Raw genomic sequence first — 18,878 nt, 5'->3', positions numbered from 1 at the left:
TCTGGCGGGTCAGGACGGGCTGCGCTCGCTGTCGTCGCGGTGCGGTGCCCCCGCGCCACGGGCAGCCAACGCATTCCTGCCGTTGCGCAGGGCGGTCGCCAGGCTGCCGAGGCGGGCGCTCCATTCACCCTTCAGCTGCCAGTCCGCCATGCGCATGATTTCGCCACTGGAGGCGGCAACCTGGACAAGCCCCAGGTTGCTCGCCACACCGCGCAGCGCGTGTGCGTGCTCGCGGAAATCCTCCCAGGCCTGGCGCTCGCCGCAGCCCTGCAGCTGGCCCATGCTCTCGTCGACGTCCGCCAGGCATTGGTCGATGAACTTGCGTTCGAAGCCATCGCCCATGCCCAGCGACGCCAACTCGTCCAGTACTGCGGTATCGAGCACGCCATCGCCGACCGGCAATGCCGGCACCGACTGGATGCCGGACTCGGCGCGGGTGTTGGCGGCGACATCGGCCAGCACTTCAAGCAGGCGGGTGGCCACCACGGGCTTGGCAAGGAAGGCGCGGGCACCGGCCTGCTCGCAACGCAGGATGGACTCGGGGGTGACGTCCGCGCTCAGCACCATGACTGGAACGTAAGGCATGCCACTGGCCTGCATCACCCGCAACTGCTTGAGCAGATCCAGTCCGCTCATGCCGGGCATGTGCAGGTCGACGATCGCCGCGTCGTAACTGGCCTGCTCCAACGCATCCAGCACTTCGGCGCCGCCATTGACGCAGGTGACCTTGTGGCCGGCCTTCTCCAGCAACCGCTGCAGCACCATGCGGTTGGCTTCGTGGTCGTCGGCCACCAGAACCCGCAGGCTGCGCACCCGTGCACGATGGCGCAGGAAGGGATTGGAAAACGCGATGACATTCCCAGCTTCAGCCACCTCGGACGGAACCGCCGGGGCTGATGAGGTGTCTGCGACGTCCAGCGTGATCTCGACCCAGAACACGCTGCCGCGCGGGCTGTTCGGCGCATAGCCGACCTGCCCGCCCATCGACTCGACCAGGCCCTTGGCAATGGCCGTGCCCAGACCGGTGCCTTCATGGCGACGGGCCAGGCCGACATCGCCCTGCTCGAAGGCATTGAACAGGCGCCCGCGCAACGCCATCGGCACGCCGATGCCGGTATCGACGATCTCGAATCGCAGGCGCATCCGCTCGCTGCCCAGCGCATCGGGGCTGGACACGCGCAGATGCACGTAGCCGCTGTCGGTGAACTTGACCGCGTTGCCCATCAGGTTCAGCAGGATCTGCTGCAGATGCCCGGCATCACCCAGCAGGCGCGGCGGCACGTTGTCGTCCACCTGCACGCGATAGTCCAGCGATTTGGAGCGAGTCTGCGGGGTGAGGATCAGGTTGATCGCCTGCAGCACATCGGCCAGCGCGAACTCGTGCCACTCCACGCGCACCTTGCCGGCTTCGATCGCGGAGATGTCCAGCACTTCTTCCACCAGCGCCAGCAGGCTGCGCGTCGAGGCCTGGATGGTGTTCAGGCACTCGCGCTGTTCATCGTCCAGGCGGGTGGTGGCCAGCACCTCGGTCATGCCGGCCAGCCCGTTCAACGGCGTGCGGAATTCATGGCTCATGTTGGCCAGGAAGCGGCTCTTGGCTTCATTGGCCTGGCGCGCCTCGGCCACCGCCCGGGTCAAGGCATGCAGCAGCGAATCGAAGTACAGCGGAATCGCGCCCAGGCCCAGCAGCAGGCCCCAGCCCAGATAGTCGTGGCCGCGCCAGTATGGCGACAGCATCACCGTGCACAGGAAGGCCAGGCAGCCCATGGCAGTGGTCACGCGCAGGTAGGTGCTGCCGTAGCGCATGCCGTTGCCGATCGTGACCCACAGCATCACCGCATACAGCGGTGCCGCCGGCTCGCCCTGGATCGTCATGATCCAGGCCATGCAGGTGTAGTCGGTCAGCATGCCGATCACCCTGCGCACATGCGACACACCCGGATTGACCAGGATCGCGGTCAGCAGGCCGGCGGAAATGGTCAGCTCGAAGGCGAGGATCAGCCACGTCGTCGTCAGCGCTTCACCGCCACCGCTCAGCGAACGCCAGCCGAGATAGCTGATGAACAGCGCCGTGATGATGATGCGGATCAGGTTCTGCGCGTGCTCGCTGTCCTCGCGCCCGGACAGGCGCTGCTTGAAGCGGGCCAGCAGCGAGCGCTTGTCGGAGCCAGCGGCGGGCGTCGTATCCATGGTCGGATGTCGCATCCTTCGGCGCAGCAGGGAGGAGCAGCACAACGGTACTGCCAGCAACCCCAACCACAGGGAAATGGCCAGGCCCAGATTGGCCTGCCAGTAAGGGGTCAACAGCACGGTGGTGCCGAAACTGACCATCGCCAGCACGATGGCAGCGGCCAGGTAGCGCGGCCCGAAGCGCAGGCCGTTGCCCACCGTGACCCACATCACCACCGCGTACACCCACGCCAGCGGCTCGCCCATCTGGATCATGCCGACCGCGATCAGGCCGTAATCGGCCAGCATCCCGGCCACCCGCCGCGGGTCCGAGCGCTCAGGCTTCCACAGCAGCCAACCGCACAGCAGTAGCGACAGGCCCAGCCCGGTCAGCACCGTTGCCAGCACGCCCTGGTACTGGTCCAGCCGGTGCAGGCGGGCACCGGACAACAGTACATAGACCAGGATCAGCGAGATCAGCACCACCCGCACGATCGCCTGGCCATGTTCCGAATCTGGACGCTGCGCCAGCCGACGCCTCACGCGTGCGAACAGGTCCTGCATGTCACCCACCCGGTCGCGTCGATGCCGTCGAGTGCTGGGCGCAGATATCCATCAACTGCTGGTGACCGCGCATCAGCGCATCCACGCAGCGCGGGTCGAACAGTCGGCCACGCTGGGCGTACAGATAAGCCAGTGTGGCTTCCATGGTCCATGCTTCCTTGTACGGACGGGGTGAGATGAGTGCGTCGAAGACATCGGCCACGGCGACGATGCGCGCTTCCAGCGGAATCGCCTCACCGACCAGCCCATCCGGGTAGCCGCTGCCGTCGTATCGTTCGTGGTGGCGCAGCGCGATCAATGCGCCGACCTGGATGAAGCGGTTCTGGCTGCCGCTGAGCAGTTCATGGCCGATGCGCGGGTGCCGGCGCATGATCGCCAGCTCCTCGTCGTTGAGCTTGCCCTGCTTGAGCAGCACGGCATCGGGAATGGCGATCTTGCCCATGTCATGCAGGGGCGCGGCCATCTCGATCAGGCGCACGTCGTCTTCGGGCAGGCCCAGCTGCTCGGCGATCAGCCCTGCCACGCGTGCCATGCGCTCAAGGTAGGCGCTGGTGCCGGCATCACGGAACTCGATCGCCCGCGCCAATCGCGACAGGGTCTCGCGTTCGCGTTCCTCGACCTCGTGCATGCTCGCCAGCAAGCGCTGTTCCAGCGACAACGCGCGTTGCTTCACGTTCTCGGTCTGCTGGCGCAGCTGCAGCAGGTTATAGCAGCGCGCGCGCAGTTCGCGCGGGCGGATCGGCTTGACCAGGAAATCGATGACCCCCGCTTCCAGCGCCGCCTGACGAATCGGCTCGTCGCCGACCACGGTGATCAGGATCACCGGAATGTCGCGATGCTTGGGCAGGCGGCGGAAACGGCGGGCGAACTCCAGCCCGTCCATCTCCGGCATGCGGTAATCGAGCAGCAGCAGGTCGACCGGATGCGCCTCGCACCAGGCCAATGCGGTCAGCGGATCACCGAAGTCATACACGCTCAGTTCGGGCGCGATGTCCTCGATGACGTGACGCAGCATCGTCCGGGCGGACGTCTGGTCGTCAACAATGACGATGTTCAACGCGTACTCTGCCTGGTTTCTCGACCATGCTGGATCATCAGCAGGCGAGGATACCCTGCCGCTGCGAACGCTCGCACCCTGCATCGGCCTGACTCCCGTGTCATGCGTCCCGGTTCATGATCGTCATCACATTGTGAAGCGGACTCTCCACAATGCGTACTCCCCCTGGCGCCGATCAAGCCATAACAGACGTCAAGGTAGTGCATTAACGATACGCCGAGTGCGGGAGGCGTCAATCGCGCCGTCTCATTTCGCGACGGCGCGCACAATCAGGAGTCAAAAAGACGACTTACTGCTCCGGACGCATGTACGGGAACAGCAGCACGTCCCGGATCGAGCTGCTGCCGGTCAGCAGCATCACCAGGCGATCAACGCCGATGCCGAGGCCGCCGGTCGGGGCCATGCCGTACTCCAACGCACGGATGTAGTCGGCGTCGTAGTGCATGGCCTCGTCGTCGCCACCCTCCTTCGCCGCCACCTGGGCCTGGAAGCGCTGGGCCTGGTCTTCCGGGTCGTTCAACTCGGAGAAGCCGTTGGCCAGCTCCTTGCCGTTGACGAACAGCTCGAAGCGGTCGGTGTAGCCCGGATCGTTGTCGTTGGCGCGGGCCAGCGGCGAGACTTCCACCGGGTGGTCGGTGATGAAGGTCGGCTGGATCAGCGTGTGCTCGACAGTGGCCTCGAAGATCTCCAGCAGCAGCTTGCCCCAGCCGTAGGACGGCTTGACGCGGATCTTCAAGCGCTCGCAATGGCGCAGCAGGGCGTCGCGATCGGTGCAGTCGGCCGCGGAGATTTCCGGGTTGTGGTGACGCACCGCCTCGTCCATGCGCCAGCGGCGGAACGCCGGACCCAGGTCGATCTTCGCACCGTCCCACTCCACCTCGGTGCCGCCGTTGACCGCCTTGGCCACGTCACGGATGACGCCTTCGGTCAGGTCCATGATCTCGTTGTACGTGGCATAGGCCTCGTACAGCTCCATCATGGTGAATTCCGGGTTGTGGCGGGTGCTGACGCCTTCGTTGCGGAAGTTGCGGTTGATCTCGTACACGCGCTCCAGGCCACCCACGGTCAGGCGCTTGAGGTACAGCTCCGGCGCCACGCGCAGGTACAGGTCCAGGTCCAGCGCGTTATGGTGGGTGGTGAACGGCTTGGCCGCCGCGCCGCCGGGGATGTAATGCATCATCGGCGTCTCGACTTCCAGGAAGTCGCGGTTGTCCAGCCACGCGCGCATGGCGCGGATGATCTTCGAGCGCTTGATGAAGACCGCGCGCGATTCCGGGGTCACGATCAGGTCGACGTAACGCTGGCGATAGCGCTGCTCGACGTCGGCCAGGCCATGCCACTTGTCCGGCAGCGGGCGCAGCGACTTGGTCAGCAGGCGGATCGATTCGGCCTTGACCGACAGCTCGCCGGTCTTGGTACGGGTCAGGCCGCCTTCGACGGCGATGATGTCGCCCACGTCCCAGCCCTTGAAGGCGGTATAGGCATCGCCCAGCACCGTGCCCTGCAGGAACAGCTGGATGCGACCGGACTCGTCCTGGATCTGCGCGAAACTGGCCTTGCCCATGATGCGCTTGGCCATCAGGCGGCCGGCCATCTTCACCTGGCGGCCGTTACCTTCCAGGGCCTCGGCGGTCCACTGTTCGGCATCGGCGAACTCTTCCTGCAGGCGGCCGGCGAAGTCCTCGCGACGGAAGTCGTTCGGGTACGCGATGCCCTGCCCACGCAGCGTTTTGAGTTTCTCGCGGCGCTCGGCGATCAACTTGTTTTCGTCAACGGGGGGGGTATCGGTGGCTTCGCTCATGGATCTGCGGGAATCGTGTAGTGAGGGGGGATGCTGCGCCGGCAAAGCCGGTTGGACAGCATACCAAAACCGCCCCGCCCCGGCCCCGGCCCCGGCAGCGCCCGGTAGCGCCGGGCCATGCCCGGCGGTCGGTCGGCGCACGAATCCGCCGGGCGTGGCCCGGCGCTACCTCAGCCGTTCCCCGGGAAGGCCTGCCGCAGCTCGTCCACCAGCACCCGCTGGTTCTCCGAGTAATCGATCGGCACCGACACCAGGTGCACGCCTCCCTCGTTGAACGCCGCCTCCAGTGTCGGGATGAACTGCTCGATGGCGGTCACCTCATGGCCCTTGCAGCCATAGGCCTCGGCGTACTTCACGAAATCGGGATTGCTGAAGGTCATGCCGTAGTCGGTGAAGCCATCCACCGCCTGCTTCCAGCGGATCATCCCGTAGGCGCCATCGTTGAGGATCAGCACCACCAGGTTCAGGCCCAGCCGGCGCGCGGTCTCCAGCTCCTGGCTGTTCATCATGAAGCCGCCATCACCGCACACCGCCAGCACCCGCCGCTGCGGATGCAGGATCGAGGCCATGATCGCCGACGGCAGGCCCGCACCCATGGTCGCCAGCGCGTTGTCCAGCAGCAGCGTGTTGGCCACCTGGGTGCGGTAGTTCCGCGCAAACCAGATCTTGTACATGCCGTTGTCCAGCGCCACGATGCCGTCCGGCGGCATCACCTGGCGCACGTCATGCACCAGCCGCTGAGGAGTGAAGCCGTCCTCCTCGGCACGGGCGGCCAGGTGCTCCAGGATGGTCGCGCGCAACGGCAGCAGCGCATCGGCGTTCGGCACCGCGCCTTCGATGCGGTCGGCCAGCTGGGTCAGCGAGCGGCCGATATCGCCGATCACTTCCACCTGCGGGAAGTACACCTGCTCCACCGCCGCCTGCGAATAGCCGATATGGATCACGGTCGGCCCACCCGGACGCATCACGAACGGCGGCTTCTCGGTGACCTCATGGCCGATGGTCACGATCACATCGGCCTGGTCGATGGCCATGTGCACGTAGTCGCGCTCGGTCAGCGCCGCGGTGCCCATGTACAGGCCCGAACCACCGGCCACCGCGCCCTTGCCCATCTGCGTGGTGAAAAACGGGATGCCGGCACGCAGCACGAACGCCGACAGCGCCTCGCTGGACTGCGGCCGCGACGCCGCCGAAGCGATCATCAGCAACGGTCGCTTGGCATTGCGGATGATCTCCGCCGCACGGTCCAGTGCTTCCGGACTGGCGATGGGACGATCCACCGCGTGCGGCGGAATCAGCGCCACGTCCCCGACCTCATCGGCCGCGATGTCTTCGGGCAGCTCCAGCAGCACCGGGCCCGGGCGCTCTTCCAGCGCGGTGCGGAATGCCTCGCGCACGATCGTCGGGATGGTGCGCGCCGAGACGATCTGCCGCGCCTGCTTGGTCAGTGGCTTCATCGTGCTGACGATGTCGACGATCTGGAAGCGTGCCTGCTTGCTGGCCACGATGCCCTTCTGGCCAGTGATCATGATGACCGGCCACGCACCCAGCAGCGCGTAGGCGGCGCCGGTGGTAAAGTTCAGCGCGCCCGGCCCCAGCGTGGCCAGGCACACCCCGGGCTTGCCGGTCAGGCGGCCATAGGTGGCCGCCATGAATACCGCTGCCTGCTCGTGGCGGGTGATGACCAGCTCGATGCTGGAATGGCGCAGCGACTCGACCACGTCGAGATTCTCTTCGCCGGGGATACCGAAAATGCGCTCGACGCCTTCGTTCTCAAGTGCGGCGACAAGCAGATCTGAACCCTTGGACATTGGAATGCCGTCCTTTTCGCTGGACTGATGATGGATCGTTGCAGGAAGGATGGAAGCTGCGCGTCAACGCTTGTCGAACCAGACCGTCTGCGCGTTGACGAACTCGCGGATGCCGAAGTGGGAGAGCTCGCGGCCGAAGCCGCTCTTCTTCACGCCCCCGATCGGCACGCGCGGGTCCGAAGCAGAGAATCCGTTGACGAACACGCCGCCGGTCTGCAGCCGGCGCGCAAGCTGCATCGCACGGGCACGGTCGCCGGTCCACAGGTTGCCGCTGAGACCGAACTCGCTCTGGTTGGCCAGCTCCACCGCATGGTCGGCATCACGAGCGCGGCTGATCGAGGCCACCGGACCGAAGGTCTCGGTATCGAAGGCCTGCATGCCCGGCTCCACGTCGGCCAGCACGGTGGGTGCGTAGAACGCGCCCGGGCGATCCAGCTGATGGCCACCGACCAGCAGCTTCGCGCCCGCGTCCACCGAGGCGCGTACCTGCGCATCCAGCTGTTCCAGCAGGTCCTGGCGTGCCATCGGACCAATGCGATTACCCGCTTCACGACCATCGCCGATGGTCAGCGCCTGCACCTTCTGGCAGAACTGCGCCACGAAACGGTCGTATACCGCGTCTTCAACGATGATGCGCTTGCCGGCGATGCAGACCTGCCCGGTGTTCTGGAAGCGTGAGGCCACCGCCGCATCGACGGCAGCGTCCAGATCGGCGTCGGCCAGCACGATGAACGGGTCCGAGCCGCCCAGTTCCAGCACCACCTTCTTCAGCGCCTGCCCGGCCTGGGCAGCAATGCTGCGGCCGGCGGCCACACTGCCGGTCAGGGTCACCGCCGCGATGCGGTCATCGGCGATCGCGCGGCTGGTGCCGTCGCGGCTGATGTTGGCGGCGATGAAGGTGCCTTCCGGCAACCCAGCGTCGCGCCAGGCGGCATCGAGCAGCTGCGCGGTACCGACGATGTTCTCGGCCGGCTTCAACAGGAAGCCGTTGCCGCCCATCAGGATCGGCACCGCCGCGCGCATCACCTGCCAGTACGGGAAGTTCCACGGCATGATGCCCAGCACTACGCCCAGCGGCAGGTAGGACACGTAAGCCTTGTCGTCGGGCACCTGGGTCGGTTCGTCGCGCAGGAACTGGGCACCGTTGTTGGCGTACCAGTCGCACAGCACGGCGCATTTCTCGATTTCGGCCAGCGATTCGGCCTGGACCTTGCCCATTTCGGCGGTAGCCAGCGCAGCCAACTTCTCACGGTCGCGGCGCAGTACCGCGGCCATCGCACGCAGTACATCCGCGCGCTGTTCGAGGCTCTTGGCGCTCCAGGCCGCGAAGCCGACCTGACCGCGGTCGAGGATTGTTTCCAGTTCGGCGTCGGTGGCGAAGGGATGGCTGGCGATCTGTTCACCGGTGGCCGGATCGCGCGAAATGGCAGTGCTGGGGGCAGCGGACATGCAGGGCTCCTGTTGTCTCGAAAACGGGCGGTGGCCCGTCTCCTGCACAGGAATGTGGACCCGATTGGCGGAGGCAACAAGGCGTCTGCTTATCCTGTGACCTGCACTTACCTGTCTGAATGGGGGGAGGTGTCGGCAGGGCTGCGCCCTGCACCCGCAGAGGCCAGGGCAACGTCAAGGTCAAAGGCCTGCATTCCGTGGGATGGCGGGGTGGGTCCGGTTGCGGGGGACGGCGTGAATACGTCCATGTAGCCTCGGTCGCGCCATCCATGGCGCTCACGCCCCCGCAACCGGACCCACCCCGCCTTCGACAGTTTTCCGCTATCTGTCGGAAATACTTTTGGGGTCAGAGCCGTTTTCCTATGGAAAACGGCTCTGACCCCCGGAATTTCATTCGATATCTGACAGATGTGTCGACCAAGGTCGACACCTACCTACAGCCACGTGAACCTGTCGAAGGTGGGGCGGTGTCGGAGTGCGGGGTGTCAGCCGCATGGATGCGGCTGCCAAGCCCCCAGGGACGGGTTTACGGCGTCCCCGCACTCCGACACCGCCCCGCCATCCCACGGAATGCCCGCTGTTGCTGTTGCTGTTGCTGTTGCTGTCGCTTCGGCCTCTGCTGGTGCAGGGCTGCAAGCCCTGCCGAACACCCCCTACTTCCGCGGCAGGTAGGTCACCAGGGACAGATCGTGCCGGCTCTCCGGCACCAGCGCCACGTACTGCAGGTCCAGCAACCCGCGCGTGGGATGGTTCAACTTCTTCGCACCTTCATCGAACCGCCGCACGTCGTGCTCCGGCCACCACTGACGGAATTCCTCGCTGTGCGCGGCAATGTCCTCCACCAGCGCCAGGAACGGCGCCTTGTCCGGCGCCTGCGCCATCGCCGCACGGAAACCTGCCAGCAGGCCGCGGGTCATTTCTTCCCAGTTGAGAATCAGCGTACGGTACGGCGGGTACAGGAACATCAGCCGCAGCGTGTTGCGTTCATGCGGCGCCAGCTCGCTGTAGTCCACGAACAGCTCGGCGATGGCCGGGTTCCAGGCCAGGATGTCGAAGCGGGTATTGCGCACATACGCAGGGATCGGCTGCATCGCCTCCACCAGCTGGCGCAGGCCATCGGTCACGCTTTCGTCCGGTGATTCCAGTGGCACGCCATAGCCGGACAACGCGAACGCATAGGCGCGTTCGTCGTCGCTCATGCGCAGCACCTGCGCCAGGCGCTCAAGCACCTCGGGCGAGGCACGCACTTCGCGGCCCTGCTCGATCCAGGTGTACCAGCTGACGCTTACGCCGATGGCCAGCGCCACTTCCTCGCGCTTCAGGCCCGGGGTGCGCCGGCGCCCGGCCGGGAGGCCGAGCGTGGCAGGGTCGACACGGGCGCGGCAGGCCTTGAGGAAGCCGCCGAGTTCCTTGCGTTCACTTTCGCTGCGCATCATCGCTACCGCCGTACCCGTTGTAGCGTCGAGCCATGCTCGACGCATCTGCTACCCCGCGAAAAGCAGCTGAGCATGGCTCAGCTCTACAGGACGCGTGATCGACCACCCTCGGCGTTGCGCACGAGGGTGACGACATCCGCGCAGGCGCGCCGATCAGGCATCGACGCGCTTGGAGCCCACGGCCAGGCCGGCCTTCAGGCTGGCCTCGACGAACTCGTCCAGGTCGCCATCCAGCACCTTCTGTGTATCTGAACGCTCGATGCCGGTGCGCAGGTCCTTGATGCGGCTCTGGTCCAGCACATAGTTGCGGATCTGGCTGCCCCAGCCGATGTCGGACTTGGTGGCTTCCACCGCGTCCTTCTCGGCGTTGCGCTTCTGGATCTCCAGCTCGTAGAGCTTGGCGGCCAGCATCTTCATCGCGTTGTCGCGGTTCTGGTGCTGGCTGCGGCCGGTCTGGCAGGCCACAACGATGTTGGTCGGGATGTGGGTGATACGCACTGCCGACTCGGTCTTGTTCACGTGCTGGCCACCAGCACCGGACGAACGGTACACGTCGGTCCGCAGGTCGGCCGGGTTGATGGTGATGTCGATGTTGTCATCGATTTCCGGCGACACGAACACCGAGGTGAAGCTGGTGTGGCGGCGGTTGTCCGAGTCGAACGGCGACTTGCGCACCAGGCGGTGCACGCCGGTCTCGGTCTTCAGCCAGCCATAGGCGTAGTCGCCTTCCACGCGCAGGGTGGCCGACTTGATGCCGGCGACGTCGCCACCGGAGACTTCCATCAGCTCGGTCTTCCAGCCGCGCGATTCACACCAGCGCAGGTACATGCGCAGGAGGATCTCGGCCCAGTCCTGGGCTTCGGTGCCACCGGCACCGGCCTGGATGTCGACGAACGCGGCCGCATTGTCCATCTCGCCGGAGAACATGCGCTGGAATTCCAGCTTCTCGACGTGCGACTGGTGCTTGTCCAGGTCGGCGACCACGGCCAGCGCGGTGTCCTCGTCCTGCTCGGACTCGGCCAGCTCAAGCAGTTCGGTGGCATCAGCCAGGCCGTCGAGCACCGAGGCGATGCCGCCCACGGTCTTTTCCAGGCTGGAGCGCTCGCGGCCCAGATTCTGGGCGTACTCGGCGTTGTTCCAGACGTCGGGGCTTTCCAGCTCCCGCGTTACTTCTTCAAGACGCTCTTTCTTGGCGTCGTAGTCAAAGATACCCCCGAAGCGACAGCACGCGATCGGTCAGATCGGTGATGCGCTGGCGGACAGGATTCAGTTCGATCATGTCGGCGGTTATGCATTCAAAAGATGACTGGTAATGATACCGCAGGCCGGGGATGCCCGGAATGAGGGCCTCATCCGGCCCCCAACGCCTGCCGGAGCAGCGGCAGCTGGCGCCGGCTGCAGGGCACCTTGGCCCCGTCGGCCATATGCAGCAGGGCCTCGCCCCCCTCCAGCGGCTCGATCGAGCGCAGCTGGCCCCGGTTGATCAGCCAGCTGCGGTGCGGGCGCAGGAACTCGCTCGGGTCCAGCCGCTGCTCCAGCACCGCCATGGTGATCCGCAGCGGGTAGTCGTGGCCGCGTACCCGCAGGTTCACGTAGTTCCCCGCCGCCTGGGCGTACTCCACGTCGGCGGTGGCGACCAGGAACTCCTTGCCCAGCTTGCGCACCAGGAAGTGCTGGGGACGCTCGACCGGCTCCACCGGCGGGCCGACGTCGGGCTCGGCCAGCAGGCTCGCCTCACCCTGCCTGCGCCGGCCGAACCAGCTGGCGAAGTGCTCCAGTGCCACGAACATCGCGAACGTGCGCACATCCTTCAGGTATTCGTAGGCAAAACGCTCCAGCCATCCCGCATCGTCCTGGTAGCGGTAGCCCAGCGATACATAGGCCAGGTGCCGAAGCAGCATCATCCCCACCACGTGCAGCAGCGACCAGCCTACGCTGGCCAGCAGATACACCGGCAACCGCTGCTTCCAGGTATCGGCATGCAGCGGCCAGCGCTCGCAGCCCCACCACAGCAACGGCAGGGTCATCAGGACCAGGCAAAGGCTGCTGAACTCCCAGATCATCGGCTCCCACAGACCGAGATCGGCGCCGCGGCGACTGGCATCCATCACTTCCACCAGCGCATTGGTCACTGCTGAAGCCGACAGGATCGTCGCCCATACCAGCAGGCGCGTTGAAGTACGCCAGCGCGATGGTCGGCCCTGGGTCATTGCTGCATCCATTTCGTTGCGGTGCTCCAGCCTGCCTCAAGGGACCAAAGGTAGCCGCTCCATTGGTCCCGCCACCCCCGCCATTGGTCACTGCGCGGGTTCCGGCGGCCCCTTGGCAGTGGCTGCACAGGCCGGACGGCGTCACGTTGGCTCGACCTTCCGGCACACCTCCACCATGACCCGACGCCACGACATCGACGCCCTGCGCGTGTTCGCCTTCGCCCTGCTGATCCTCTACCACACCGCCATGGCCTATGTGGACGACTGGGGCTTCCACCTCAAGAGCGTGCATACCGCCGAATGGCTGCAGTGGCCGATGCTGTTCGTCAACCGCTGGCGGATGTCGCTGCTGTTCCTGATTTCAGGCATCGCCATCGCGCTGATGCGGCCGGAAAGCAGGCTGCTGCGCTTTGCCGGCCTGCGCACGTGGCGGCTGCTGCTGCCCCTGCTGTTCGGCATGTTCGTGATCGTGCCGATCCAGCCCTACTGCGAGGGCGTGGCCAACGGTCATGTTGCGCCCGGCTTCGGGCATTTCCTGCTGCGCTACTGGCAGGTGCGGCCGTGGCCGGAAGGCAGTTTCGCCGGCTGGCAATACGGCATCACCTGGAACCACCTGTGGTACCTGGCCTATCTGTGGAACTACACGCTGGCCCTGGCCCTGCTGATGCCATTACTGGGAACGGCCGTGGTGCGCCGTGCGATCGCGTTCTGCGCCGCCTCGCCGATACTGCTGATCGGAATTCCGTCTGCGCTGCTGCTGGCCTGGGTGATCTGGCTGGAGCCGGTCTATCCGTCCACCAATGCCCTGCTTGGCGACTGGTATCAGCACGCGAAGTACGCGACAGTGTTCCTGGCCGGCTACCTGCTCGGTCGCGAGCCGGTGTTCTGGCAGCGCGTGGTCTCCCTGCGCCGCACCACGCTGTGGCTGGCGCTGGCGGCGGTCGGCTGGTATCTGGGGTTGCGCATCCTCGGCCAGGTGCTGCCGGCTGACTCCTCGCTGCGGCAATGGCCTGAAACGTTCTGGGACCTGCAGGGCAGGACCAGCCAGTCGGTGTATGTCTGGACCGCGCTGCTGGCCATCCTCGGCTGGGGCAAGGTCTTCCTCGACCGCCCGTTCGGCTGGCTACCGTACTGTACCGAGGCCATCTATCCTTGGTACATGCTGCACCAGAGCCTGATCATCGTGCTGTTGTTCTGGCTCAAGCCATTGCAACTGGGTCCTTGGCTGGAGCCGTCGCTACTGCTGGGCGGCACCGTCGGCGGCTGCCTGCTGATCCACGAACTGCTGATCCGTCGCGTGCGCTGGCTGCGCCCCCTGTTCGGCCTGCGCGCCAATCCGCCAGCATCGCCGGTTGCACACGCTGCGCAGTTGTAGAGCCGAGCCAACGCTCGGCTGCCTCTGCCATGAGCCGAGCATGGGCTCGGCTCTATACCAACGTGGTCGAGCGCGCTCGACTCCATACGGGCGTGCGAGCGGTCAACGCACCTCGAACTCGCCCACCAGCACGGTTTCGGCGCGGTCCTTCAACCGCATCGTGACCATCTGGTCCTTCTGCTTCGACGTGCCCCAGTGGGTGGTCAGGCGCAGCATCAGCGTCGTCGCCCCGGTCACCAGCTGCTGGCGGCTGCCGAAGTAGTTCGCCTCCACCTTGTACTTGCCCGGCTTGGCGTTGCGTAGCGAGAACTGCTCGGGACCATAGCCGCCGGTGAAGTCCTGCGACATCTGCCCGCCCTGGTAGGTCAGGCGGTTGCCGTAGTAGGCGCGCTCGCCGTTCGGGTCGGTCACCCACAGGTCCATGTCGCTGTTGTCGGCATCCCACGACAGCACCACCCGCAGGTCCAGCGGCATCGCCTGCAGCAGGCGCGGGTCGATGCCGGTGGTATCCAGCCGGGGCGTGCTGCGGGCCACCAGGTTCGTCAGTTCATCCAATGCGATCAGGGCGATGCCATCGAAGCGGCTGTCCCACGGCCGCACCACCACCTGGTACAGCGGCGCCAGCGCCTGCTGCGGCTTGCCGGCCGCCGCCAGTGCCAGACCGAGGTCGCGGAAGCTCTGCGGTTCCTCCTGGCCCATCGCCAGCACCTGCTCGAACACCGGCACCGCCAGCGCGGGAGCATCGGCCTGCATCAGTCGGTAACCGAGCACGCGCAGCAGGTGGCGGTTGTCCAGGTCCATCTCGGCCAGGTTCGACAACACGCGCAGTGCCAGGTCGCGCTGACCCTGCGCCAGCAGCAGGTCGGCCACGTCGAGGAAGAATGCGCTGCTGTCGGCATGGGCATCGCGCTCGGCCAGGTAGCGGTCATACAGTTGCGACGCCGGGCCCTGGCGCAAGCGCCGGGCGATGGTCGAGTCCGGCTGCCAGGCCGCCAGCTGGATGCCGAGCTCGCCCTCGTTGGCGGCAGCGGGCGCAGCGACACGGCCACCCGTGACCGTGATTGAATCCAGGGCCTTGTTCGATGCAGGCGCCGAGCGACGTGCACGCGCGCTGCTGGCTTCCATGCGCTGCTCGGCGGCGGCCATCGGTGCCGGGGCGGGCGGTGCCGCAGGGGCAGGCGCGGCGAGCGTCGCCACCGGCGCCGATTCCATCGCGTAGTCCGCGGAGGCAACTTCCAGTGCCCCGCCCTTCGGCTGCGGCGGCATTCCCTTCGGCCAGCTGCGGTTCCACCATTGCTGGCGCTCCTTCCAGCGTGCAGCCACTTCATCCAGGCGCTCGCGATCCGCAGCGGCGCGATCCGCCACCTGCACGGCGAATCGTGCATCGTATTCGGTGCGGAGCGTGCCAGACGGGCGGATCGCGTAGCGCAGGTAGTCATCCAGGGTTTCCAGCACGATCAGCGAGGTATCCGGCCCCACCAGGCCAAACTGCTGGGACAGGCGCTGCATGGCCTCACGGTTGCTGCGGCGGTCGACGGCCAGTTGCTGCAGGCGCGCCTGCGCCCACAGGCCGGCCAGCAGTTCGCCGTCATCGCTTTTCTGCGTGGCCGGCAGCGCCTGCCATTCGCCGCCACCCACGCGCACCCGCATCGGCACACCGTCGGCCGCTAGTCGTGCGTGCAGCCACAGCCAGCCCTGGGCTTCACTGCGACGATCGATCACCACGTCCTGCACGCCGCGCCCCGCATCGACCTGCACATCCAACGGCGACGACAGCAGCTCGCGCGCCGCTGCATCGACATCCTCACCCAGTGCAACAAAGCGGCCACCATGCGCTTCGCTCCAACCACGCAGTCGCACGGCATCGGTGCGCGCACCGGCGCTGCTGATCGCAAACAGGCGTTGATCCGCCACCATCGCCGGTAGCTGTTCCGGCCCATAGGTCAGCAGGCCATCGCTGACCAGCAGGTATTCCTTCACGCCCGGCTGCGGCTGCCACTGTGCCAGCGCGCTGGCACCGTCCGGGCGCACGGCCTGCAGGGCTGCGCGCAGTTCACTCCAGTTGCCGGCGCGGATACGGAATCGACGCACCTGTTCGGCGCGATCGCGCAGCACGGTCAACGCCACGGTGCCGTCACCCATCGCGGCGAAGTACCGATCCAGCAGGGCGAACTCGCGCGTGCGGTCACGCTGCCCACCCGAGCCGGAGCCATCCCACAGCAGGCCGATCTCGCGGGGCAACGTGCGCGGCGTGCTGCCGGTCGACACCGGCAGCTGCGCCAACAGGTAGTGCCCGTCCTGCCAGGGCGCCACCTGGACCTGCGCCTGACTTGCTGCGGGCAGGCTCCACTGCAGCTGCTTCGGCAACTGCGCGCCCCTGCCCTGCCACTGCAGCTGGCCCGCGCTGATGCGGAATGGCGCCGTACCCGCGGCCGTCGCGCCCGGGGCCTGCAGCTTCAGTTCAACCGAGGCTGCACCGGCGGCGAACTGCAGCGGCAGCGTCCATTGCCAGCCGTGGCCGTCGAAGGCCAACGGCTCACGCATCACCAGCTGCACGCGCCGACTGCCGCCGGCCGGCAGCGGGTAGATGCGCAGGCGGAACTGGTTGCCAGCGGTCTGTTCCAGCAGGCCCGGGTCGACGCCGCGGCGGGCAATCTCCTCGAATACCTGACGACCGCGGTCCTTGGGCACCGGCACCGCGTCACGCAGCTCGCCGTTGATATCCAGCGCGAAGCCGCTGATCTGCTGACCGTCGCCCAGCGGGAACTGCAGCTCACCTTCCAGCACGCGCCGGTTCGGGTTATGGAATTCCAGGGTGATCCGGGTCTGGGCGATGCCCGCCTGGACTTCGCCCTCGATGCGTGCGCGCTGCAGCTGCACCGGTTGTTCGGCGGCCGGCGCGATCAGCAGCGGCGTGGCGGCCTGCGGCCGGGAGATCGGCGGCGACTGCGCGCCAGCGGGGCAGGCCACAAGGGCCAGCAACAACACAGTGCAGCATCGGGCGAAGACCATGACCGGACTCCAGTGGGATCGTAGACCGTTGAACGCACGAGCTGCCGGAACGGGGTTGGCGGGGTCCCAAAAAAGGGGACGGAGGGGATCAAGTCGCAATGGCAAACAAGGCAAAAACGACTTGATCCCCTCCGTCCCTTTTTCTTCAAGCGGGGAGGCTGTGCTCCACAATCAGCTGGATGGCGCTGCCGCCGCGATAGTCATCGCAGGCGAGCCGGTAGGCGAGATGCACGTGGCGGCCCGGCGCGTTCCCGTGCCAGCCGCCGAAGTGGATCGCGTTGATCGTGCCGGGTACGCCTGGCAGGCGCAGTTCCAGCTTGAGGTGGCGTTCCTTCAGCACGCGCCAGTTGGCCACTTCGAAGTGGCCGTCGAACAGCGGCTCGGGGAAGCCTTGGCCCCACGGTCCAGCAAGACGCAGCGCGTCGGCGTGGCGATGGTCGAGTTCGTCCGCCGCCAGTTCGCCGTCGCTGAGTACCTGCTGCTGGAGCGCGGCCGGGTCGAGCATTTCCAGCACCACGGCGACGAAGGCCGCCTTGAAGTCATCGACGTGATCGAGGCGCAGGCTGAGGCCGGCCGCCATGGCGTGGCCGCCGAAGCGTTCGATCAAGCCCGGATGGCGCGCATCGACCAATGCCAGTGCGTCACGGATATGCAGGCCGGGGATCGAGCGCGCCGAGCCACGCAGGGTGTCGGCGCCCGGCTCGGCCGGTGCGAAGGCGATCACCGGGCGATGCAAGCGATCCTTCATCTTCGACGCGACCAGGCCAACTACGCCCGGATGCCAGTCTGCATCGAAGAGGCAGGCCGCCACCGGTCGCTGGCCAGCCATGTCCAGCACCACGCGGGTCAACGCCTGCTCGGCGTCGTCAGTCATCGACTGCTGCACGGCGCGCCGTTCCGCATTGATCTGCTCCAGCGTCTGCGCGATCTCGCGCGCCTGCCGTGGGTCTTCGGTCAGCAGCAGCGCGATGCCCAGCGCCATGTCTTCCAGCCGGCCCGCCGCGTTCAGGCGTGGGCCGAGTGCGAAGCCAATATCGGTGGCCGTCAGTCGCGTGGCGTCACGGCCACTGGCTTCGATCAGCGCACGCAGGCCGACACAACCCTGCCCTGCGCGCAGACGGCGCAGGCCCGCGCTGACCAGCGCCCGGTTGTTCGGGTCCAGCGCCACCAGATCGGCGACGGTGCCGACCGCCACCAGGTCCAGCAGCGTGGTCAGGTCCGGTCCCTTGCCATCGGCAAAGACACCGGCCTCGCGCATCTGCCGGCGCAACGCCATCAGCACGTAGAAGATCACGCCGACACCTGCCAGCGACTTGCTGGGGAAGGCGTCGCCGTCGAGATTGGGATCGACGATGACATCGGCCGGCGGCAACTGCGGACCGGGAAGATGGTGATCGGTGACCAGCACCTGCCAGCCACGCGCCTTGGCCGCGATGACACCGGCGTGGCAGGCAATGCCGTGGTCGACCGTGACCAGCAGGTCCGGCTGCAGCGCGGCCAGCTCTTCCACCAGTGACGGCGACAGGCCGTAGCCGTGCACCATGCGGTTGGGCACCGCGTGGAAGACATGCTGCGCGCCGAGCATGCGCAGGCCACGCACGCCGACCGCGCAGGCGGTGGCACCATCGCAATCGAAATCGCCGACCACCAGGATGCGCTTGTCGTTGGCGATGGCCTCGACCAGCAAGCCCACCGCATCGTCGATGCCGGTCAGCAGCTCGGGGGCGTGCAGATTGCCCAGTTTCGGCTGCGCGAGCTCCGGGGTATGCGCGCCGCGTGCAGCGTACAGGCGCGCCAGCAGCGGCAGCGTGCCCTCCGGCCAGCTTCCGGGCGCGACCGCATCGCGGCGGCGGATCGTCGGCGTATCAGGAGATGACTGCACAGCATCGGCGGCAAGGGACATCGGCATCGCCGGGTGACGGAAGACCCGCGCATGATACCCGCTCGGCGTGCCCGGCTCTTCCCGGGCTTGGCGCAGGCGCGGCCATCGCCCA

General features: G+C 66.7%; 11 protein-coding genes. 1 reads left to right on the top strand and 10 read right to left on the bottom strand.

Features of this window, described 5'->3' with window-relative positions; all coding sequences use genetic code 11:
• Positions 1-9: 9 nt before the first annotated feature.
• The 8 genes from GOC52_RS09645 to GOC52_RS09605 all read right to left on the bottom strand — a co-directional run bounded on the left by GOC52_RS09645 (position 10) and on the right by GOC52_RS09605 (position 12,497).
• A complete protein-coding gene (locus tag GOC52_RS09645; protein ID WP_238794436.1) occupies positions 10-2,733 on the bottom strand; it encodes a response regulator in 2,724 nt (907 codons plus the stop codon).
• 1 nt (position 2,734) lies between these two features.
• Positions 2,735-3,874, bottom strand: coding sequence for a response regulator (locus GOC52_RS09635; RefSeq protein WP_006364528.1), 1,140 nt, complete (start codon positions 3,872-3,874; stop codon positions 2,735-2,737).
• 205 nt (positions 3,875-4,079) lie between these two features.
• On the bottom strand, positions 4,080-5,591 hold the full coding sequence (gene lysS / locus GOC52_RS09630; RefSeq protein ID WP_043398964.1) for a lysine--tRNA ligase: 1,512 nt from the start codon (positions 5,589-5,591) through the stop codon (positions 4,080-4,082).
• A gap of 170 nt (positions 5,592-5,761) precedes the next feature.
• Complete coding sequence (locus GOC52_RS09625; protein WP_191851269.1) at positions 5,762-7,402, bottom strand: acetolactate synthase large subunit; 1,641 nt, start codon at positions 7,400-7,402, stop codon at positions 5,762-5,764.
• 63 nt (positions 7,403-7,465) lie between these two features.
• Positions 7,466-8,851 carry an NAD-dependent succinate-semialdehyde dehydrogenase gene (locus GOC52_RS09620; RefSeq protein WP_049481584.1) on the bottom strand — a complete coding sequence of 462 codons (1,386 nt, stop codon included), beginning with the start codon at positions 8,849-8,851 and terminating at the stop codon, positions 7,466-7,468.
• 653 nt (positions 8,852-9,504) lie between these two features.
• On the bottom strand, positions 9,505-10,287 hold the full coding sequence (locus tag GOC52_RS09615) for an MmyB family transcriptional regulator (RefSeq protein WP_191851267.1): 783 nt from the start codon (positions 10,285-10,287) through the stop codon (positions 9,505-9,507).
• 153 nt (positions 10,288-10,440) lie between these two features.
• A protein-coding gene (prfB, locus tag GOC52_RS09610; RefSeq protein WP_097048047.1) for a peptide chain release factor 2 occupies positions 10,441-11,566 on the bottom strand; the annotation gives its coding sequence in 2 pieces (ribosomal slippage) (positions 10,441-11,490 and positions 11,492-11,566; 1,125 coding nt in all).
• A gap of 70 nt (positions 11,567-11,636) precedes the next feature.
• Positions 11,637-12,497 carry a LytTR family DNA-binding domain-containing protein gene (locus GOC52_RS09605; RefSeq protein WP_049481582.1) on the bottom strand — a complete coding sequence of 287 codons (861 nt, stop codon included), beginning with the start codon at positions 12,495-12,497 and terminating at the stop codon, positions 11,637-11,639.
• Positions 12,498-12,672: 175 nt separating this feature from the next.
• Between GOC52_RS09605 and GOC52_RS09600 the strand changes: the two genes are divergently transcribed.
• The gene (locus tag GOC52_RS09600; protein ID WP_049481580.1) at positions 12,673-13,872 is read left to right on the top strand and encodes an acyltransferase family protein; all 1,200 of its coding nucleotides are present in this window, start codon (positions 12,673-12,675) and stop codon (positions 13,870-13,872) included.
• Positions 13,873-13,974: 102 nt separating this feature from the next.
• On the opposite strand, the gene GOC52_RS09595 is transcribed toward GOC52_RS09600, so the two are convergent.
• Both GOC52_RS09595 and recJ read right to left on the bottom strand, forming a co-directional pair.
• The gene (locus tag GOC52_RS09595; RefSeq protein WP_191851266.1) at positions 13,975-16,884 is read right to left on the bottom strand and encodes a VIT domain-containing protein; all 2,910 of its coding nucleotides are present in this window, start codon (positions 16,882-16,884) and stop codon (positions 13,975-13,977) included.
• Between the two features lie 145 nt (positions 16,885-17,029).
• Positions 17,030-18,787, bottom strand: a complete 1,758-nt coding sequence (gene recJ / locus GOC52_RS09590; protein WP_010482517.1) for a single-stranded-DNA-specific exonuclease RecJ — start codon at positions 18,785-18,787, stop codon at positions 17,030-17,032.
• Positions 18,788-18,878: the final 91 nt, after the last annotated feature.

The organism is Stenotrophomonas sp. SXG-1, assembly GCF_014083965.1.
Lineage (GTDB): Bacteria > Pseudomonadota > Gammaproteobacteria > Xanthomonadales > Xanthomonadaceae > Stenotrophomonas > Stenotrophomonas geniculata.
This window is presented reverse-complemented; position numbering and strand designations above follow the sequence as displayed.